The following is a 14,390-nucleotide window of genomic DNA, read 5'->3' as shown; positions in this document are numbered from 1 at the left end:
AGGGTCGCACAACCGCATCAGCCGCCTGTCATCGTGCGCGCGATCTGCGTCGCGGAGTCGCCCGCGCGCTTGAGCACGAGCGCCACGAGGGCGAGCGCGACGAGCGTCAGCAGCAGCATGATCGTCGACACGGCCGCGATCTCGGGACGCAGCCCGGTCCGCAGTGCACTGAGCACGTACACGGGCCACGGGGTCGTGCCCGACACCTGCACGAAGGCCGCCACGATCGTGTTGTCGAGACTCAGCGTGAACGCCAGCAGGAAGCCGGCGAGCACCGCGGGCATCGCGAGCGCGAGGGTGATGCGGCGGAACGTCGTGAAGGGCGTGGCGTAGAGATCGGCGGATGCCTCCTCCAGCTGCGCGTCCTGACCCACGAGGCGGGCCCGCACGATGTATGACACGACCGCGGTCGCGAACAGCGACGAGCCGACCGACAGGCGGACGATGCCGTCGTTGAACATCGACAGGCCGAGGTCCTGGCCGAGGAAGACCATGAAGGGGAGCAGCGCGACGGCGTCGACGATCTCGGGCGTGACCGACACGAGCAGAAGGAGTCCCAGGAACCACCACACCCACTTGCCGGGGTGCCGCGCCATCGCGATCCCGGCCAGGGTGCCCAGGACGGTCGCGATGATCGCCGCGATCAGCGCGGTGATGAGCGATACCCGCACGGCGTTCTGAATCGCCGGCTTCACCAGGATCGAGGCGAAGGCGTCGAAGCCGAACCCGTCCCACACCGCCAGCAGGCGGCCGGTGTTGAACGAGTAGACGACGATCACGATGATCGGCAGGAACAGGAACAGCATGACGAGAAGGCCCCAGACGCCGAAGGCGACGTCCGACCATGACCTGCGGGGGCGCCGGCGCGGCGCGGCGCCCGGGTGGGTCGCTCGCGCCTCTGCCTGCAGGATCGCTTCGGTCTCGGTCTGCGTGGTCACGTCGTGGCCTCCAGGATCGCGGCGGGGGCAGCATCCGTCTTCGCGGTCTCGGGAACCGGCCCCAGAACCAGCCGGTTCCGAGAGCGGAACGGCAGCGCGACGAGCCAGATGATCACGGCGCACACCCCGATCGTCACCATGATCAAGAGCATGAGGAGCACCGCCATCGCGGATCCCAGCGCCCAGTTCTGCGCGGTCTGGAACTGTCCGGCGACGAGCTGACCCACCATGTTGCCCTTCGCGCCGCCCAGCACCGTGGCGGTGATGTAGTCGCCCATCAGCGGGATGAAGACCAGCAGCACGCCCGCGATGATGCCCGGCTGCGACAGCGGCAGCGTGACGCGGAAGAAGGTCACGATCTTGCCGGCGCCGAGGTCCTTCGAGGCCTCGCGCAGTGCCGGCCCGACGCGGTCGAAGGCGACGAACAGCGGAAGGACCATCAGAGGCAGGTAGTTGTAGACCACGCCGATGATCACGGCCGCGCGCGTGTAGAGCAGCTCGAGCGGGCCGTCGAGCACGCCGATGCCCTGAAGCACGGTCGACAGCCACCCCTCGGGAGCGAGGATCACCTGCCAGCCGATCGTCCGGACGAGGAAGTTGGTCCAGAACGGCACGAGGACGAGGGCGATGAGGATGCCGCGGCGCTGGGATTTGACCTTGAAGGCCATCCAGTACGCCACCGGGGCCCCGATCGCGAAGCAGAGCACCGTGCCGATGATCCCCACCCACAGGGTGTTCTGGAAGGTCGCGAAGAACGTCGGCGAGATGGCCTCGACGTACCGGTCGAACGACAGGACGTCGTTGGCGTGGGTGCCGAAGACGCCGGGCTTGTAGCCGAAGCTGAACCACACGACCATGGCGACCGGCGCGACGAAGAAGAGGAGCAGCCACGCCCAGGCGGGGACCGCGAGCGCGGGCCCGACCGCACCGGTGGCGCGACTACGCACCGGCGGCAGCCTTCACCTCGTTGTAGATCTCGACGCGGGTGCTCAAGGAGTCGTTGAGCACCTGCTCGTGCATGCTCTCGAGCTGCTCGGGAGTGAAGAAGATCATGTCGAGCCGCTCGACTTCGGCCTCCTCGGCCGCGCCCTGCATGTCTTTGCCGCCGACGTTGTAGCCGACCCATTCGAGGTTCAGCATCTGGTTCTCGGGGGCCATCGCGAAGTTGATGAAGGCGTGGGCGGCCTCGGGATGCGCCGCCCCGGTCGCGATCGCCCAGTTGTCCATCCACAGCTCCGTCTGCGGGCCGGGGAGCACCCACTGCCAGCGGTCGGGGTCGGACGACTCCTGGATGCCGAGTCGCGCGTCGCCGTTCCACGCCATGAGCAGTGCATGCGTGCCCTGGGGGATCGTGTTGGCCCCCGCGGAGGAGTCGAACGCCGCGACGTGCGGGGCGATCTTCTCGACGAGGAAGGCGCGCGCCGCCTCGAGCTCGTCGGCGTCGTCGGTGTTCCAGTCCACGTCGTTCGCCCAGAAGTACGAGCCGACGACGCCGGCGGGATCGTCCGACATGGCGGTCTTCCCGCTCGCCTCGTTCTGCGCGGCGTCGAAGTAGTCGGCCCACGTCGTCAGTTCGCGGGTGATCACGGTCTTGTCGTAGACGTAGCCCGTCGTGCCCCACGCCTTGCAGATCGAGTAGTCGTTGCTCGGATCCCACGCGCGGCCGAGGAAGGCCGGGTCCATGTTCGCGATGTTGGGGAGCAGGTCCTTGTTGAGCTTCTGCAGCAGTCCCTGCTCGATCATCTGGGGGATGAAGACGCCCGTGGGCACCACGATGTCGTAGCCGGACGTCCCCTTCGCCGCGACGAGCTTGGCGATGAGCTCTTCATTCGATCCGTACGAGTCGAGCGTGACCTTCGGCCCGAGCTCGGCGCTGAACGCCTCCACGACCTCGGGCGCGTCGTACTCGGCCCAGGTGTACACCGACAGGCTGTCCTCGAGTGCCCCGCCGGTCGCCTGCGGGGCCGGCGCCCCGCTGCCGCCGGGGGTGCAGGCCGCCAGCACCGTGGCGCCACCGGCGAGTGCGGCGAGGCTCAGGAAGCGGCGGCGCGACAGCTCGCGCGCGATCAGGGGCGCCGCGCCCTCGGGGGCGAGGATGCGGAGCGGCGTACGAGGCTGGATCATCGGTACTCCTGGAGTCGGGTCGGGAGCCGAGACGGATGCTGCGGCTACGGGCGTGCGAAGGGCGTGCAGGTCGTGCGGTGGAGTGTCGGGTGCGGGTCGAGTCGTGTGGGTCAGGCGGTCGGCGGTGCGATGTAGCCGCCCTGCTGCGCGGCGTCCTCGTCGGCGGCGGGGAACAGCAGCACGTGATGCGCGGACCACGTGCAGACGACGGGATCGCCGATCGAGAGGGTCGGCGCGTCCGGCGTCGGCCGCCGCACGATGAGGCTCTGGTCGGCGCCGAGCCGCACCAGGTACTGCATCGTGTCGCCGAGATGCGACACCCCGATCAGCTCGCCGCGGGCCGTGTTCGCGTCCGGAAGGCTCGGGCCTGCGGCCCCGGAGCCCGCCTTCTCGATGCGGATGAACTCGGGCCGCACCGCGGCCTCGCCGAGGTTCGTGGTCGTGAGCACCGGCGAAGCGGCACGCACCAGCGCGTGCGGCGAGGTGATCGCCGCCCCGGCCTCTGCGGCCGGTCCGCGGAAGAAGTTCTGCTGGCCGACGAACGCGGCGACATAGGCCGAGGCCGGTCGCGCGTACACGGTGTCGGCGTCGGCGAGCTGCTCGATGCGGCCGGCCCGCATGATCGCGATGCGGTCGCTCATCGACAGGGCCTCGCCCTGGTCGTGCGTGACGAAGACGAACGTGATGCCCAGGCGGGACTGCAGCAGCTTCAGCTCGAGCTGCATCTCCTCACGCAGCTGGCGGTCCAGCGCGCCGAGCGGCTCGTCGAGCAGGAGCACCGCAGGCCGGTTCACCAGGGCGCGGGCCAGCGCGATGCGCTGCTGCTGCCCGCCCGACAGCTGCGTCGGCTTGCGGTCGCCGTACTGGCGCATCTGCACCATGTCGAGGGCCTGGGTGACGCGATCGCGAACCTCGCTCTTCGGAGTGCGTCGCTGCTGCAGCCCGTAGGCGACGTTCTCCGCGACCGACAGGTGCGGGAACAGGGCGTAGGCCTGGAAGACCGTGTTGACGTCGCGCTTGTACGGCGGTGCGGCGAGCACCGAACGGCCGGAGATGCGGATGTCACCGGCATCGGGGTGCTCGAATCCCGCGATCATCCGCAGCGTGGTGGTCTTGCCGCAGCCCGACGGCCCGAGCAGCGAGATGAACTCGCCGGGCTGGATCTCGAGCGACAGGTCGTCGACAGCGAGCTGCTCGCCGTAGTACTTCGTGATCCCCGACAGGGTGACGGCCCCGCGTGCGCCGTCGCCGTCGGGGGGAACCTGCTCCGCCGAAGCCTGCGCTGCGGTCGCCGTGCCTGTGGACATCGTCACCTCGTGAGGGTCCTTCTGGTGCGGGCCGCGCGACGATGCACGGCCTATCGGGTGTGGGGGTATTCAATATGGCGACGCACACACCCGCAACGGAGCCGCGACCGAACCGGACGATCCGGGCCGGTGCGGACGTCCGGTGGGACAGATCGTCCGGGGTTGTGTGACGGTCAGGAAACCGCGGCGTTTCCGCGGTGGCACGACGCGGGGGAACGGATGCCTCGCCCCGGCGCGACATTTCGTCCGCCGTGCATCGTGATCAAAGCGTGCTGGAACCGGGGTTCAGTGGGGTTGGTACCGAGACTCAGCGCTGGCAGGTGGGGCACCAGAACACGATGCGCTCGCGCGTCGGATCGACGCCCATGCTGCCACCCAGGATGAGAGTGCCGCATCGGCGACATGGGCGGCCTTCGCGCCGATACACCCACGTCGATCGGCCGGCGCGCGCGTCACCCGTGAAGGTGCGTCCTGAACGGTCGCGGTTCGCGCGGATCATGCGGGCTCCGAGATCCACGATGGCCGCAGCATCCGTCTCATTCGCGGGCGTCGTGGGCAGGACGCCGCGCACGAACAGGATCTCGTTCGCGTACTCGTTGCCGAACCCCGCGATGTTGCGCTGGTCCTGCACGGCGACGTGCACCGCGCGGGTGTCGGCCGCCAGTCGACGGGTCGCCTCAGCGGGATCCCACGAGTCGGACAGCGGATCGGGACCGAGATAGCCGACGAGCTGGTCCTCGTCGGCCGTCGGGACGAGCTTGATGTCGGCGAGGTCGAACCCGACGGTCTCCCACTGGACACCGTCGGGCGCCGTCGCCCCGATGATCGCCCGCGCACGGAAGGCGAGAGCGTGCCAGCGCTCACCGCGTCGGTAGACGTGCCATTCGCCCTCCATCTTGAGGTGCGTGTGGAGCGTCCAGGACCCGATGCGGTGGAGCAGGTGCTTGCCGCGCGAGACCACGTCGTGCACCACTTCACCGCGCAGGTCCGTGGTGGCCAGCTGCGGGACCCGCAGCTCGAAGCGCGTCACGGTCGCCCCTGCGAGCGCCGCGTCGAGCCGCCGTGCAGCGCGGTAGACGGTGTCGCCCTCAGGCACGTGCGCCTGTCCTGTCCTCCGGTCCCTGAGCGCCTCCCGGCCCCTGAGCCTGTCGGAGGGCGTCGCCCGCAGTGAGGCGGCGCAGTGTGAGACCGCGCGGCGACTCCACGAAGCCGGCATCGCGAAGCGTCTTGCCCACGTGGGTGCCGTAGACGAACGCACCGTTCACCTGCTCGATGGTGAGGGTGTCGAGGCGCCGCGCGCGAGCGGTCGCCGCGAGGTCGCGCGTGGCGGCGGCCAGCGCCGCTTCGTCGCCCGTGAACGCGAGCGCGGACTTGCCGCCACGCTCGAGGTACAGCGTGAGCGCGCCGTCGACCAGCACGACGAGGGCGCCCGCCTTGCGACCCGGGCGGTGGGAGACGCCCTCCAGCGCCGGCCACGCGAGCGCTGCGCCGTAAGGATTTGCGGGATCGGTCGCCGCCAGCGTCACCGCCCGCAAGGGCGGAGGGTCGGAGAGCCCGGCGAACTCGCGCAGCCGGTCGACGGTCGCCGAGGCCGCGAACTGCGCCGCGCCGAGCTTCTCGATCACGTAACCGCGGCGGCAGTGGCCCGCTTCCTCGAAACCCGCGAGCACGCGATAGGTCTGCGCGAACCCGCCGGGCACGCCCTCCGACTGCACCGCGCCGCGCGTCACCACGCCGTACCGGTCGAGCAGCAGGCTCGCCGTCGCGGTCGCCCGCAGGGCGGCGTCGGGTTCGGCGCTGGGCAGCAGCGACCACCTTCCGCCGATCGCCGGTGGACGAGCGGGAACGGATGCTGCCACCGCGCGCACCGCCGCACCCCGGTAGAGCCGTGCGCGGGGTGTGCGGCGGCTCACCCGATGGGCCTGCGATCCTCCCGACACGAGCGCCCGGACCGGCGCGAACGTGTCGTTGGTCACGAGGCCCGCCCACGTCAGTCGCCACAGCGCGTCGACGACGGACTGCTCGTTCTCGGCGCCGGTGGTCTGCCGCAGCTGCGCGGCGAAGTACGCCCCGCCACCGCCGAGCGCCGCGAGCAGCTGCGCGTCGAGCGAGCCGGGTGCGACCTCTTCCGCCTCGTCGGGGAGTGCCAGCGTGAGCGGCACCGCGTCGGCCGGGTGCAGGGCGATCCAGCCGTCGCGGCCGGGCAGACTGCCGTGGCCCGACCACACCACTTCGCCGGTGGCCGTGAGCTCGTCGAGCATGCCGGACGTGTAGTCCGCGACGCGGGCGGGGAGCACGAGCGACTCCCACGCGCTCGCCGGGATCGGCACGCCCGCGAGCTGCTCGACGACCGCGGCGACGCCGTCGATCCCCTCGAGCGGCCGCGTCACGTGCTGCCACACCGGGAGGAAGCGGGCGTACGCATGCTGCGGCACCGGCTCGACGCTGCCGCGGATCGCCGCGAGCGAGCGCATGCGAAGGCGGCGGAGCACCTCGGTGTCGCACCACTCCGTCTCATCCGCGCGCGTCGCCCCCGCCGCTCCCGAGCCCGTCGAAGGATCGGGAAGGAAGAAGCCGCTGGTGACGCGTCCCTGCGACTCGAGGCGCTGCAGCGTCAGCCGCGCGACGGCCACGCCGATGCCGAGACGGTCGGCCGCGGCATCCGCCGTGAACGGTCCGTGAGTGCGCGCGTACCGCGCCACGAGATCGCCGAGGGGATCGGCGACGGGTTCGAGGAGCGCGGTGGGGATGCCGACGGGCAGCGCCGCGCCGAGGGCATCGCGCAGCCGCCCCGCGTCTTCGATCGCGGCGATGCGCGTGATGCCGGCGATGGTCACCGGGATCGCGCGCCGCGCCGAGACCAGGGCATCGAGGAGAGCGGATGCCTCGGCCTCGGTCGCGTGCGGAGCACCGGCACCGTTCGCCTCGACGGCGGATTCCACGCGGGCTGCGACCTCGGCCGCGTCGAGCGGGCCGAGGAGGCGGAGCAGATCAGCGACACCCTCGAGCCCCCGCGCGCGTCGCTCGGGGTCGACGCGCTGGGCCTCGCGCTCGAACTGGGCGATAACGTCGGGGTCGAGCAACTCCCGCATCTCGACCTTGCCGAGCAGCTCGGAGAGCAGGGCGGGGTCGACGGAGAGCGCCGCGGCGCGACGCTCGGCGAGCGGCGAGTCGCCCTCGTACATGAACGCGCCGACGTAGCCGAAGAGGAGGTCGCGCGCGAACGGCGAGGGCTGTGCGGGCTCGGTCTCGATGAGCCTGATGCGCCGCTCGCCGATCCCGCGCATGAGGCGCAGCAGCGACGGCACGTCGTAGACGTCCTGCAGGACCTCGCGGAGCGTCTCGAGGATGATCGGGAAGGTCGGATAGCGGCGGGCGACCTCGAGCAGCTGCGCGGATCGCTGCCGCTGTTGCCATAGGGGCGTGCGCTTGCCCGGGTTGCGACGCGGCATCAGGAGCGCGCGCGCTGCGCACTCGCGGAACCGGGAGGCGAACAGCGCAGAGCCGCCGACCTCCTCGGTGACGATCTGGTCGAGCTCTTCGGGATCGAAGACGAAGAGGTCCGCGCCCGGCGGCTCGGCGGTGGCATCCGGAATCCGCGCGATGATCCCGTCGTCGCTCGCCACCGCCGATCCGTCGACTCCGAGTCGCTCGCGGATGCGCGCGTTCACCGCGAGGGCCCACGGCGCGTGCACCTGCATGCCGTACGGCGAGTGCAGGATCACGCGCCAGTCCCCGACTTCGTCCCTGCCGCGCTCGACAGTGAGCTGGCGGTCGGTCGGCAGCGTGCCGGTGGCCTCGCGCTGCTCGGCCAGATACGCCAGCAGGTTGTCTTGCGCGAACTCGTCGAGGCCCGCCTCGCGCAGCCGCGACTCGGCCTTGTCGGGCTTCGCCGCCGACACCTCGCGCGAGAACTTGCCGAGCGCCTCGCCGAGCTCGGCGGGACGGCCGATGCCGTCGCCGTGCCAGAACGGCACCTTGCCGGGTTGCCCGAACGCGGGCAGCACGTTGACGCGATCGTGGGTGATCTCGACGATGCGCCAGCTCGTGGTGCCCAGGGTGAAGACGTCGTTGACGCGTGACTCGTAGACCATCTCCTCGTCGAGCTCGCCGACCCGCGCGTTCTGGGATTCGCCCGCGATGAAGACGCCGAAAAGGCCGCGATCGGGGATCGTACCGCCGCTCGTCACCGCGATGTGCTGCGCGCCCGGGCGCCCGGTCAGCACGCCGAGGTCGCGGTCCCAGATGACCCGGGGACGCAGTTCGGCGAATTCATCGGACGGGAACCTGCCGGCGATGAGGTCGAGGGTCGCCTCGTACGCCGAGCGCGGGAGGGAGCGGAAGGGCGCGCTGCGCTTGAGCGTCTCGTACCAGCCCTCGACGTCGACGGGACCGATCGCGGCGGCGGCCACCGTCTGCTGGGCGAGGATGTCGAGTGGGTTCTGGGGGATCGCGATCGCCTCGATCTGCCCCGCGAGCATGCGCTCGGTGACGATCGCGGTGTGGAGCACGTCGCCGCGGTGCTTCGGGAACAGGGCGGCACGGCTCACCTCGCCGACCTGGTGACCGGCGCGGCCGATGCGCTGGAGTCCCGAAGCCGCGCTCGGCGGGGCCTCGACCTGGATCACGAGGTCGACCGCCCCCATGTCGATGCCGAGCTCGAGACTCGAGGTCGCGACCACGCAGCGCAGGATGCCGGACTTCAGCTCTTCCTCGACCTGCGCTCGCTGCTCCTTCGAGACCGATCCATGGTGCGCCTTCGCGAGCACGGGATCGGCCCCCGCCGTCGCACCGGCCTGCGCCATCATCGCGGCGGGCACGGTCGGATCCGGCAGGTCGAGTCCGAGGCGCTCGGAGTAGATCTCGTTCAGCCGGCCGGTCAGCCGTTCGGCGAGGCGACGGGAGTTGCAGAACACGATGGTCGAGCGGTGCAGCAGGATGCGATCGACGATCGCCTCCTCGACGTGCGGCCAGACCGACCCCGTCATCTCGGTCTCGCCGGCCCCGGAGGCCTTCGGTCGCGAGCCCGAGGACTGTCCGTCGGCGAACCAGTCCTCGTCGATCGGCTCGTCCGCCGCGCCCGGCTCGTCCCAGGAGCCGTCGCCGTCAGAGCCGAACGGGCTCGGCGGCGGAGGCGGGTTCAGCATGTCGCCGATGGGCACGACGACCTTCATGTCGAAGGCCTTGCTCGCGCGCGGCGCCACGATCTCGACGGGCTCCGCACCGCCGAGGAACCGTGCCACCTCGTCGATCGGACGCACGGTCGCCGACAGGCCGATGCGCTGCGCGGGCGGAGCATCGGGTGCGAACGAGCGTCGCAGCGCGTCGAGACGCTCCATGCTCACCGCCAGGTGCGCTCCGCGCTTCGTGGCCGCGACGGCGTGCACCTCGTCGACGATCACGGTGTGGACGTCGCGCAGCGTCTCGCCCGCGCGGCTCGTGAGCATGAGGTACAGCGACTCGGGGGTCGTGATGAGGATGTCGGGCGGCGTCTGCACGAGCTTGCGCCGGTCACCCGCGGGGGTGTCACCCGACCGCACGCCGACGGTGACGTCGGGGACGCTGAGGCCCAGGCGCCGCGCGGACTGCCCGATCCCGACGAGTGGCGACCGGAGGTTGCGCTCGACGTCGACGCCGAGCGCCTTGAGGGGGGAGATGTAGAGGATCCGGGTGGCAGGGGCGGCAGCATCCCGTCGCTTCTTCTTGCCCTCGGGAGCCGGCGACGCCGGGGCCTTGTCGTGGAAGACGCGGTCGATCGCCCACAGGAACGCCGACAGCGTCTTGCCCGAACCGGTCGGCGCGACGACGAGCGCATGCTTGCCGGCGGAGATCGCCTCCCACGCGCCCTTCTGCGCGTCGGTCGGGGCATGGAAGGCGCCGCGGAACCAGTCCTGCGTGGCAGGACCGAACCGCTCGAGGACGTCGCCCATCACTCCATCTTCGTCGTGATCGCCGACATCGGGCCAGGTTCCGTCCAGGGCCGTCGCGTAGGCTCCCTGCGTGCGTGCACCCCCGGCACGCGCTCACCGCCGAGGACCGTGATGGAACCGATGCCCTCGAGCGAGCCCACGGCCCCGGCTCCGCTCACCCGCCGCACCAGTCCGGCGCTCGCCCACCGCTCGTGGATGCGCTCCCGCCGCGTGCAGACGTTCGGGCTCGGCGCCCTCTGCGGCGCACTGGGGCTCTCGCTCCTGGTGGTCGTCACCACGATCATCGGAGCGTCGCAGAATCAGGCGCCGCTGGTGCCCGCCGACCCGGCGCCCGTCTCTGAGCCGCGGCCCTCGGCATCCTTTCCCGCCGCCAGGCCGACGCCGTCCTCGACGCCGACGGACGAGCCGGTCGAGGAAGCGGATGCCGAGCCCGAGGCGCCCGTCGAGCAGCCGGTCGTCGCCGATCCGGCTCCGCAGCCGGTGCCCACCGAGACCCAGCCGCCGGGGGACGAGACCGAGTCGACCGACGCCCCCGGCAACAGCGGCAACGCCCCAGGACGCCAGAAGAAGCAGCCCTGAGCGTCGGACACCGCCGGGCTTCGGCTCGGGCCGTGGCCGAATCGTTGTGAGCGCGATGATCGCGTGTGGCCGCGACGTGGATAGAGTCGCTGGACCCCTCGATGGAGATGCCGTGAGACGATCCCTTCCCCTCGCCCTCGCTGCACTGGCAGTGATCGGCTTCCTCACCGCCTGTGCGCCGACGGCCGAGCCCGGCGCGACCTCGACCCCTGGTCCGGTCGCATCGGCCGACCCGACGCCGACGCCGACGCCGACGGTTCAGACCATCGGCGGAGGTCAGGCTCCTCCCGCGGTGTTCGGAGGAGACTGCGCGGTCGCCGTGCCGGCGGCGGAATTGACCGCCGCCACCGGAATCGATGGCATCGAGATCGTTCGCCGCGATCAGACGTGGACACGCACCGTCGACAATGTCGGCGGATTGGTGTGCGAGTGGAAGGGCGGTGGCGTCACCGGGAACGTCACGATCCTCCCGAAGAATGGGCTCGACGGGGCGGCCCTGCCCGACGACGGCGCCGATTTCTACTTCGGCCCATGCGAATGGGAATGCTCCTGGCGGTGGGAGTCTCCGGAGCTCGTGATCATGGGTCATTCGAGCGACCTCGCCGAACGCGGCCGCGTCGAGGCCGACAGGATCGGAGCCCACGTCGGCGCGGGCATCGCCGCTCGGACAGCGGATGCAGGGCTCAGCTGGCAGCGCGATCGCGAGCGCTGGTGGCCCAGGGAGACGTGCGCGGATCTCGCCGTCCAGCTGGGCTCGCGCATGGGCTCGACCGTCACGGCGCAAGAGGCTGGTTACCACGACCCACCCAGCCCCGGGACCGTTCTCGCGGACATCGCCTCCCGCCGTGCGTGGTGCGGATTCGAGACCGCGGGTCATCAGTTCGCGGTCGCGGTCTTCGAGTCGGGTGTCGCCTGGGGCCTTTCCTCCGTGGATCCCGGGCAACCCGTCGATCTCGGCGTGCCCGGCGTGCAGGCGTTCTCCTCTACCCAGGGCGGCGGCTACCTCGGCGAGGAGTATGTAGTGACGGACGGCGTCAACGCGATGAGCGTCGTCATCGCCCCCGACAGCGGATGGGCGCCGCACGAACTCGCCGCTGTCTTCGCGGCCACCTTCGTCGCGCCCTGAGCGCCTGAGTCAGCGCTCGTCGGGCATGAGGATCCAGAACAGCAGGTACATCAGGATCGAGACGCCGAAGAACACGGTCGACCCGACCCACAGCACACGCACCGGCACCACGCTGCAGCCGAAGCGGTCGGCGATGCCCTGGCAGACTCCGGCGATCATGCGCCCTTTTAAGGGGCGGACCAGGCGATGCATGCGTTCATCATGGCCCGGTGGCACCGCCGGCGCCAGAGGTCAGCGCTCGGAGGGCACCAGGATCCACAGCAGGATGTAGATCCACAGCGACAGACCGAAGAAGACGACCGCGATCAGGGTGAGGATGCGCACGAGGGTGACGTTCCACCCGAAGCGGTTGGCGATGGCGGCGCAGACGCCGGCGATCCATCGGCCCTGCTGAGGTCTGACGAGTGCGTTCATGGCTCCATCCTGCTCGTGTCGGTGAGCGCCCGCACGGGTGCGAGCCCCCCGCTTCGCGCGGGGGCCAGGCCGCGGCATCCATCCCTGTTCCGGAGACGGATGCCGCGACCCGGCGTCAGCGTTCGGTGAGCGTGCCGTCGCGGTCGAGCTCGAGCACGAGGCTCACGCCGATCCGTTCGAGGAACGCGTCGTCGTGGCTCACGACGAGCACCGCGCCGCGGTACGCCGCGATCGCGTCGACGAGCTGGTCGACCGTGTCGAGGTCGAGGTTGTTCGTCGGCTCGTCGAACACGAGCAGCTGCGGCGGCGGATCGGCGAGCATGAGCCGCGCGAGCGCCACCCGGAACCGCTCGCCGCCCGACAACGTTCCGACCGGACGTTCCACCGCGGCTCCTCGGATGAGGAACCGCGCGAGCCGGTTGCGCAGCTCGACGATCGTGACGTTCGGCGCCGACGGGGCGACGTTCTCGAGCACGGATGCCGCGTCATCGAGTCCGTCCACGCGCTGCGGGAGGTAGCCGACCCGGTCGGTGTGCAGCGTGCCGCGCACAGAACTCAGGAGGAATCCGGCTACGGCACCTGTTTCCGGGCCGTCGACGACAGGTTCTCCTGAATCCTCCGCATCGGAGCCGACGAGGCGCTCGAGCAGCGTCGTCTTTCCGGCGCCGTTGGGGCCGATCAGCGCGACCCGCTCGGGTCCCTGGATGATCCACGAGCGCTCGCCGTCGCCGAGCATGGCGATGCGGCGCCCGGCCGGAACACCCGGGTCGGGCAGGTCGATCTTCACGATGTCGTCGTCGCGCACACGGCGCTCCGCGGCATCGAGGGCGTCGCGGGCGGATGCCTCGCGATCTGCCTTCTCGCCGCGCAGCTTGCCCGCCGACACCTGGGCGGCCATGCGACGCCCGTTCGCGACGATCTTCGGCACGCGCTTCTCGTCGAAGGCCTTCTGCCCCATCGCGGCGCGGCGCGAGATCGTCGTCTCGGCCTCGATGCGCTGGCGCTTCTCGCGTTTGACGGCCTGGCGCGCGGCGCGCTCGGCATCGCGGGCGGCGCCTTGCTCGGCATCCAGCCACGCCCGCCACTCGGAGTACGGGCCGCCGAAGACCGACAGCGAGTTGGCGTAGAGCTCGGCGGTGTCGTCCATCAGCTCGAGCAGCGACGTGTCGTGGCTGACCACGATCAGCGCACCGCGCCACGAGCGCACCATGTCGTGCAGACGTGAACGCGCCTGGCGGTCGAGGTTGTTGGTGGGCTCGTCGAGCAGCGCGATCGACGCGCCACGCAGCCGGATGCCGGCGATCGCGGTGAGCACCGCCTCGCCGCCCGACAGCTGCCCGACGCTGCGGTCGAGCATGTCGGGGACGAGACCGGCGTCAGCGAGCGCCGCGTGCGCGCGCGCTTCGATGTCCCAGTCGGAGCCGACCGCGTCGAAGTGACGCGGGTCGGCATCGCCGGACTCGATGGCGCGCAGCGCCCGGAGCGTGTCGCCCACGCCGAGCAGGTCGGCGACGGGCCGGTCGACGTCGAGCGTCAGGCGCTGCGGAAGGTATGCAGCATCCGTCGTCCGTGCGATGTGACCGCCCGAGGGCGTGAGCTCGCCGGCGATGAGCCGCATGAGCGTGGACTTGCCGGAGCCGTTGCGGCCGACGAGACCGGTGCTGCCTGTGCCGAACGCTCCGGAGACATCCGAGAGCGCGGCGGTGCCGTCGGGCCAGGCGAACGAGACCCGGTCGAGGACGATGGCAGGGGTGAGGGTGTGAGCGGGCATGAGGCCTCCTGTGTCAGACGTGCGCTGACACCGAGGGGCCGCAGGACCGGCGCCCGGGCATGCCGGAGCGGGGTGAGGAAGCGGCGGATCGACGGCAGCGCGAAGTGGTTCAAGCGCTGGCGCGTCGAGAGTCGACGGAGCAGCGCGATTACAGCGCGGTCGCGTCGATCAGCTTCAAGGGAGTTCCTCACGGAGGGGACA

The 14,390-nt window shown here is 70.9% G+C and carries 11 protein-coding genes; 2 read left to right on the top strand and 9 right to left on the bottom strand.

Translation table 11 applies throughout. From position 1 onward, the window contains the following. Positions 1 to 17: 17 nt before the first annotated feature. The 6 genes from ACLBXX_RS12110 to ACLBXX_RS12085 form a co-directional block, all read right to left on the bottom strand. Positions 18 to 938 carry an ABC transporter permease gene (locus tag ACLBXX_RS12110; RefSeq protein WP_447658216.1) on the bottom strand — a complete coding sequence of 307 codons (921 nt, stop codon included), beginning with the start codon at positions 936 to 938 and terminating at the stop codon, positions 18 to 20. Next, entirely contained in the window at positions 935 to 1,885 is a 951-nt protein-coding gene (locus tag ACLBXX_RS12105; protein WP_447658215.1) for an ABC transporter permease, read from the bottom strand. Before ACLBXX_RS12105 ends, ACLBXX_RS12110 begins: the two co-directional genes overlap by 4 nt. Beyond that, positions 1,878 to 3,062 (bottom strand): ABC transporter substrate-binding protein, encoded by a 1,185-nt coding sequence (locus ACLBXX_RS12100; protein ID WP_447658214.1) that lies wholly within the window; start codon positions 3,060 to 3,062, stop codon positions 1,878 to 1,880. Before ACLBXX_RS12100 ends, ACLBXX_RS12105 begins: the two co-directional genes overlap by 8 nt. Before the next feature lie 110 nt (positions 3,063 to 3,172). Further along, positions 3,173 to 4,369 carry an ABC transporter ATP-binding protein gene (locus ACLBXX_RS12095; protein WP_447658268.1) on the bottom strand — a complete coding sequence of 399 codons (1,197 nt, stop codon included), beginning with the start codon at positions 4,367 to 4,369 and terminating at the stop codon, positions 3,173 to 3,175. A 307-nt stretch (positions 4,370 to 4,676) separates the two neighbouring features. Beyond that, positions 4,677 to 5,465 (bottom strand): DNA-formamidopyrimidine glycosylase family protein, encoded by a 789-nt coding sequence (locus tag ACLBXX_RS12090; protein WP_447658213.1) that lies wholly within the window; start codon positions 5,463 to 5,465, stop codon positions 4,677 to 4,679. After that, positions 5,458 to 10,299: a DNA glycosylase AlkZ-like family protein gene (locus ACLBXX_RS12085; protein WP_447658212.1), complete on the bottom strand. Its 4,842-nt coding sequence runs from the start codon at positions 10,297 to 10,299 to the stop codon at positions 5,458 to 5,460. The genes ACLBXX_RS12090 and ACLBXX_RS12085 overlap by 8 nt, the downstream gene beginning before the upstream one ends. 111 nt (positions 10,300 to 10,410) lie before the next feature. Between ACLBXX_RS12085 and ACLBXX_RS12080 the strand changes: the two genes are divergently transcribed. Together ACLBXX_RS12080 and ACLBXX_RS12075 are read left to right on the top strand one after the other, a co-directional pair. After that, complete coding sequence (locus ACLBXX_RS12080) at positions 10,411 to 10,878, top strand: hypothetical protein (RefSeq protein WP_447658211.1); 468 nt, start codon at positions 10,411 to 10,413, stop codon at positions 10,876 to 10,878. Between the two features lie 112 nt (positions 10,879 to 10,990). Beyond that, a complete protein-coding gene (locus ACLBXX_RS12075; protein ID WP_447658210.1) occupies positions 10,991 to 12,004 on the top strand; it encodes a hypothetical protein in 1,014 nt (337 codons plus the stop codon). A 9-nt stretch (positions 12,005 to 12,013) separates the two neighbouring features. Here ACLBXX_RS12075 and ACLBXX_RS12070 read toward each other — a convergent pair whose 3' ends face one another. The 3 genes from ACLBXX_RS12070 to ACLBXX_RS12060 form a co-directional block, all read right to left on the bottom strand. Further along, the gene (locus ACLBXX_RS12070) at positions 12,014 to 12,196 is read right to left on the bottom strand and encodes a PspC domain-containing protein (protein ID WP_310288204.1); all 183 of its coding nucleotides are present in this window, start codon (positions 12,194 to 12,196) and stop codon (positions 12,014 to 12,016) included. A 39-nt stretch (positions 12,197 to 12,235) separates the two neighbouring features. Beyond that, positions 12,236 to 12,418, bottom strand: a complete 183-nt coding sequence (locus ACLBXX_RS12065; RefSeq protein WP_387144863.1) for a PspC domain-containing protein — start codon at positions 12,416 to 12,418, stop codon at positions 12,236 to 12,238. A 115-nt stretch (positions 12,419 to 12,533) separates the two neighbouring features. Further along, positions 12,534 to 14,189 (bottom strand): ABC-F family ATP-binding cassette domain-containing protein, encoded by a 1,656-nt coding sequence (locus tag ACLBXX_RS12060; RefSeq protein ID WP_447658209.1) that lies wholly within the window; start codon positions 14,187 to 14,189, stop codon positions 12,534 to 12,536. Between the last annotated feature and the right edge of the window lie 201 nt (positions 14,190 to 14,390).

This window comes from Microbacterium sp. C23T, assembly GCF_053345975.1.
Note: the sequence above shows the minus strand (reverse complement) of the source record. Positions and strands in the feature narration are given on the sequence as shown.

Excerpts from the sequence above, each read along its gene's own strand:
- ACLBXX_RS12100 (WP_447658214.1), bottom strand. The coding sequence starts at position 3,062 with ATGATCCAGCCTCGTACGCCGCTCCGCATCCTCGCCCCCGAGGGCGCG.
- ACLBXX_RS12095 (WP_447658268.1), bottom strand. The coding sequence starts at position 4,369 with ATGTCCACAGGCACGGCGACCGCAGCGCAGGCTTCGGCGGAGCAGGTT.
- ACLBXX_RS12085 (WP_447658212.1), bottom strand. The coding sequence starts at position 10,299 with ATGGGCGACGTCCTCGAGCGGTTCGGTCCTGCCACGCAGGACTGGTTC.
- ACLBXX_RS12080 (WP_447658211.1), top strand. The coding sequence starts at position 10,411 with ATGGAACCGATGCCCTCGAGCGAGCCCACGGCCCCGGCTCCGCTCACC.
- ACLBXX_RS12070 (WP_310288204.1), bottom strand. The coding sequence starts at position 12,196 with ATGCATCGCCTGGTCCGCCCCTTAAAAGGGCGCATGATCGCCGGAGTC.
- ACLBXX_RS12065 (WP_387144863.1), bottom strand. The coding sequence starts at position 12,418 with ATGAACGCACTCGTCAGACCTCAGCAGGGCCGATGGATCGCCGGCGTC.
- ACLBXX_RS12060 (WP_447658209.1), bottom strand. The coding sequence starts at position 14,189 with ATGCCCGCTCACACCCTCACCCCTGCCATCGTCCTCGACCGGGTCTCG.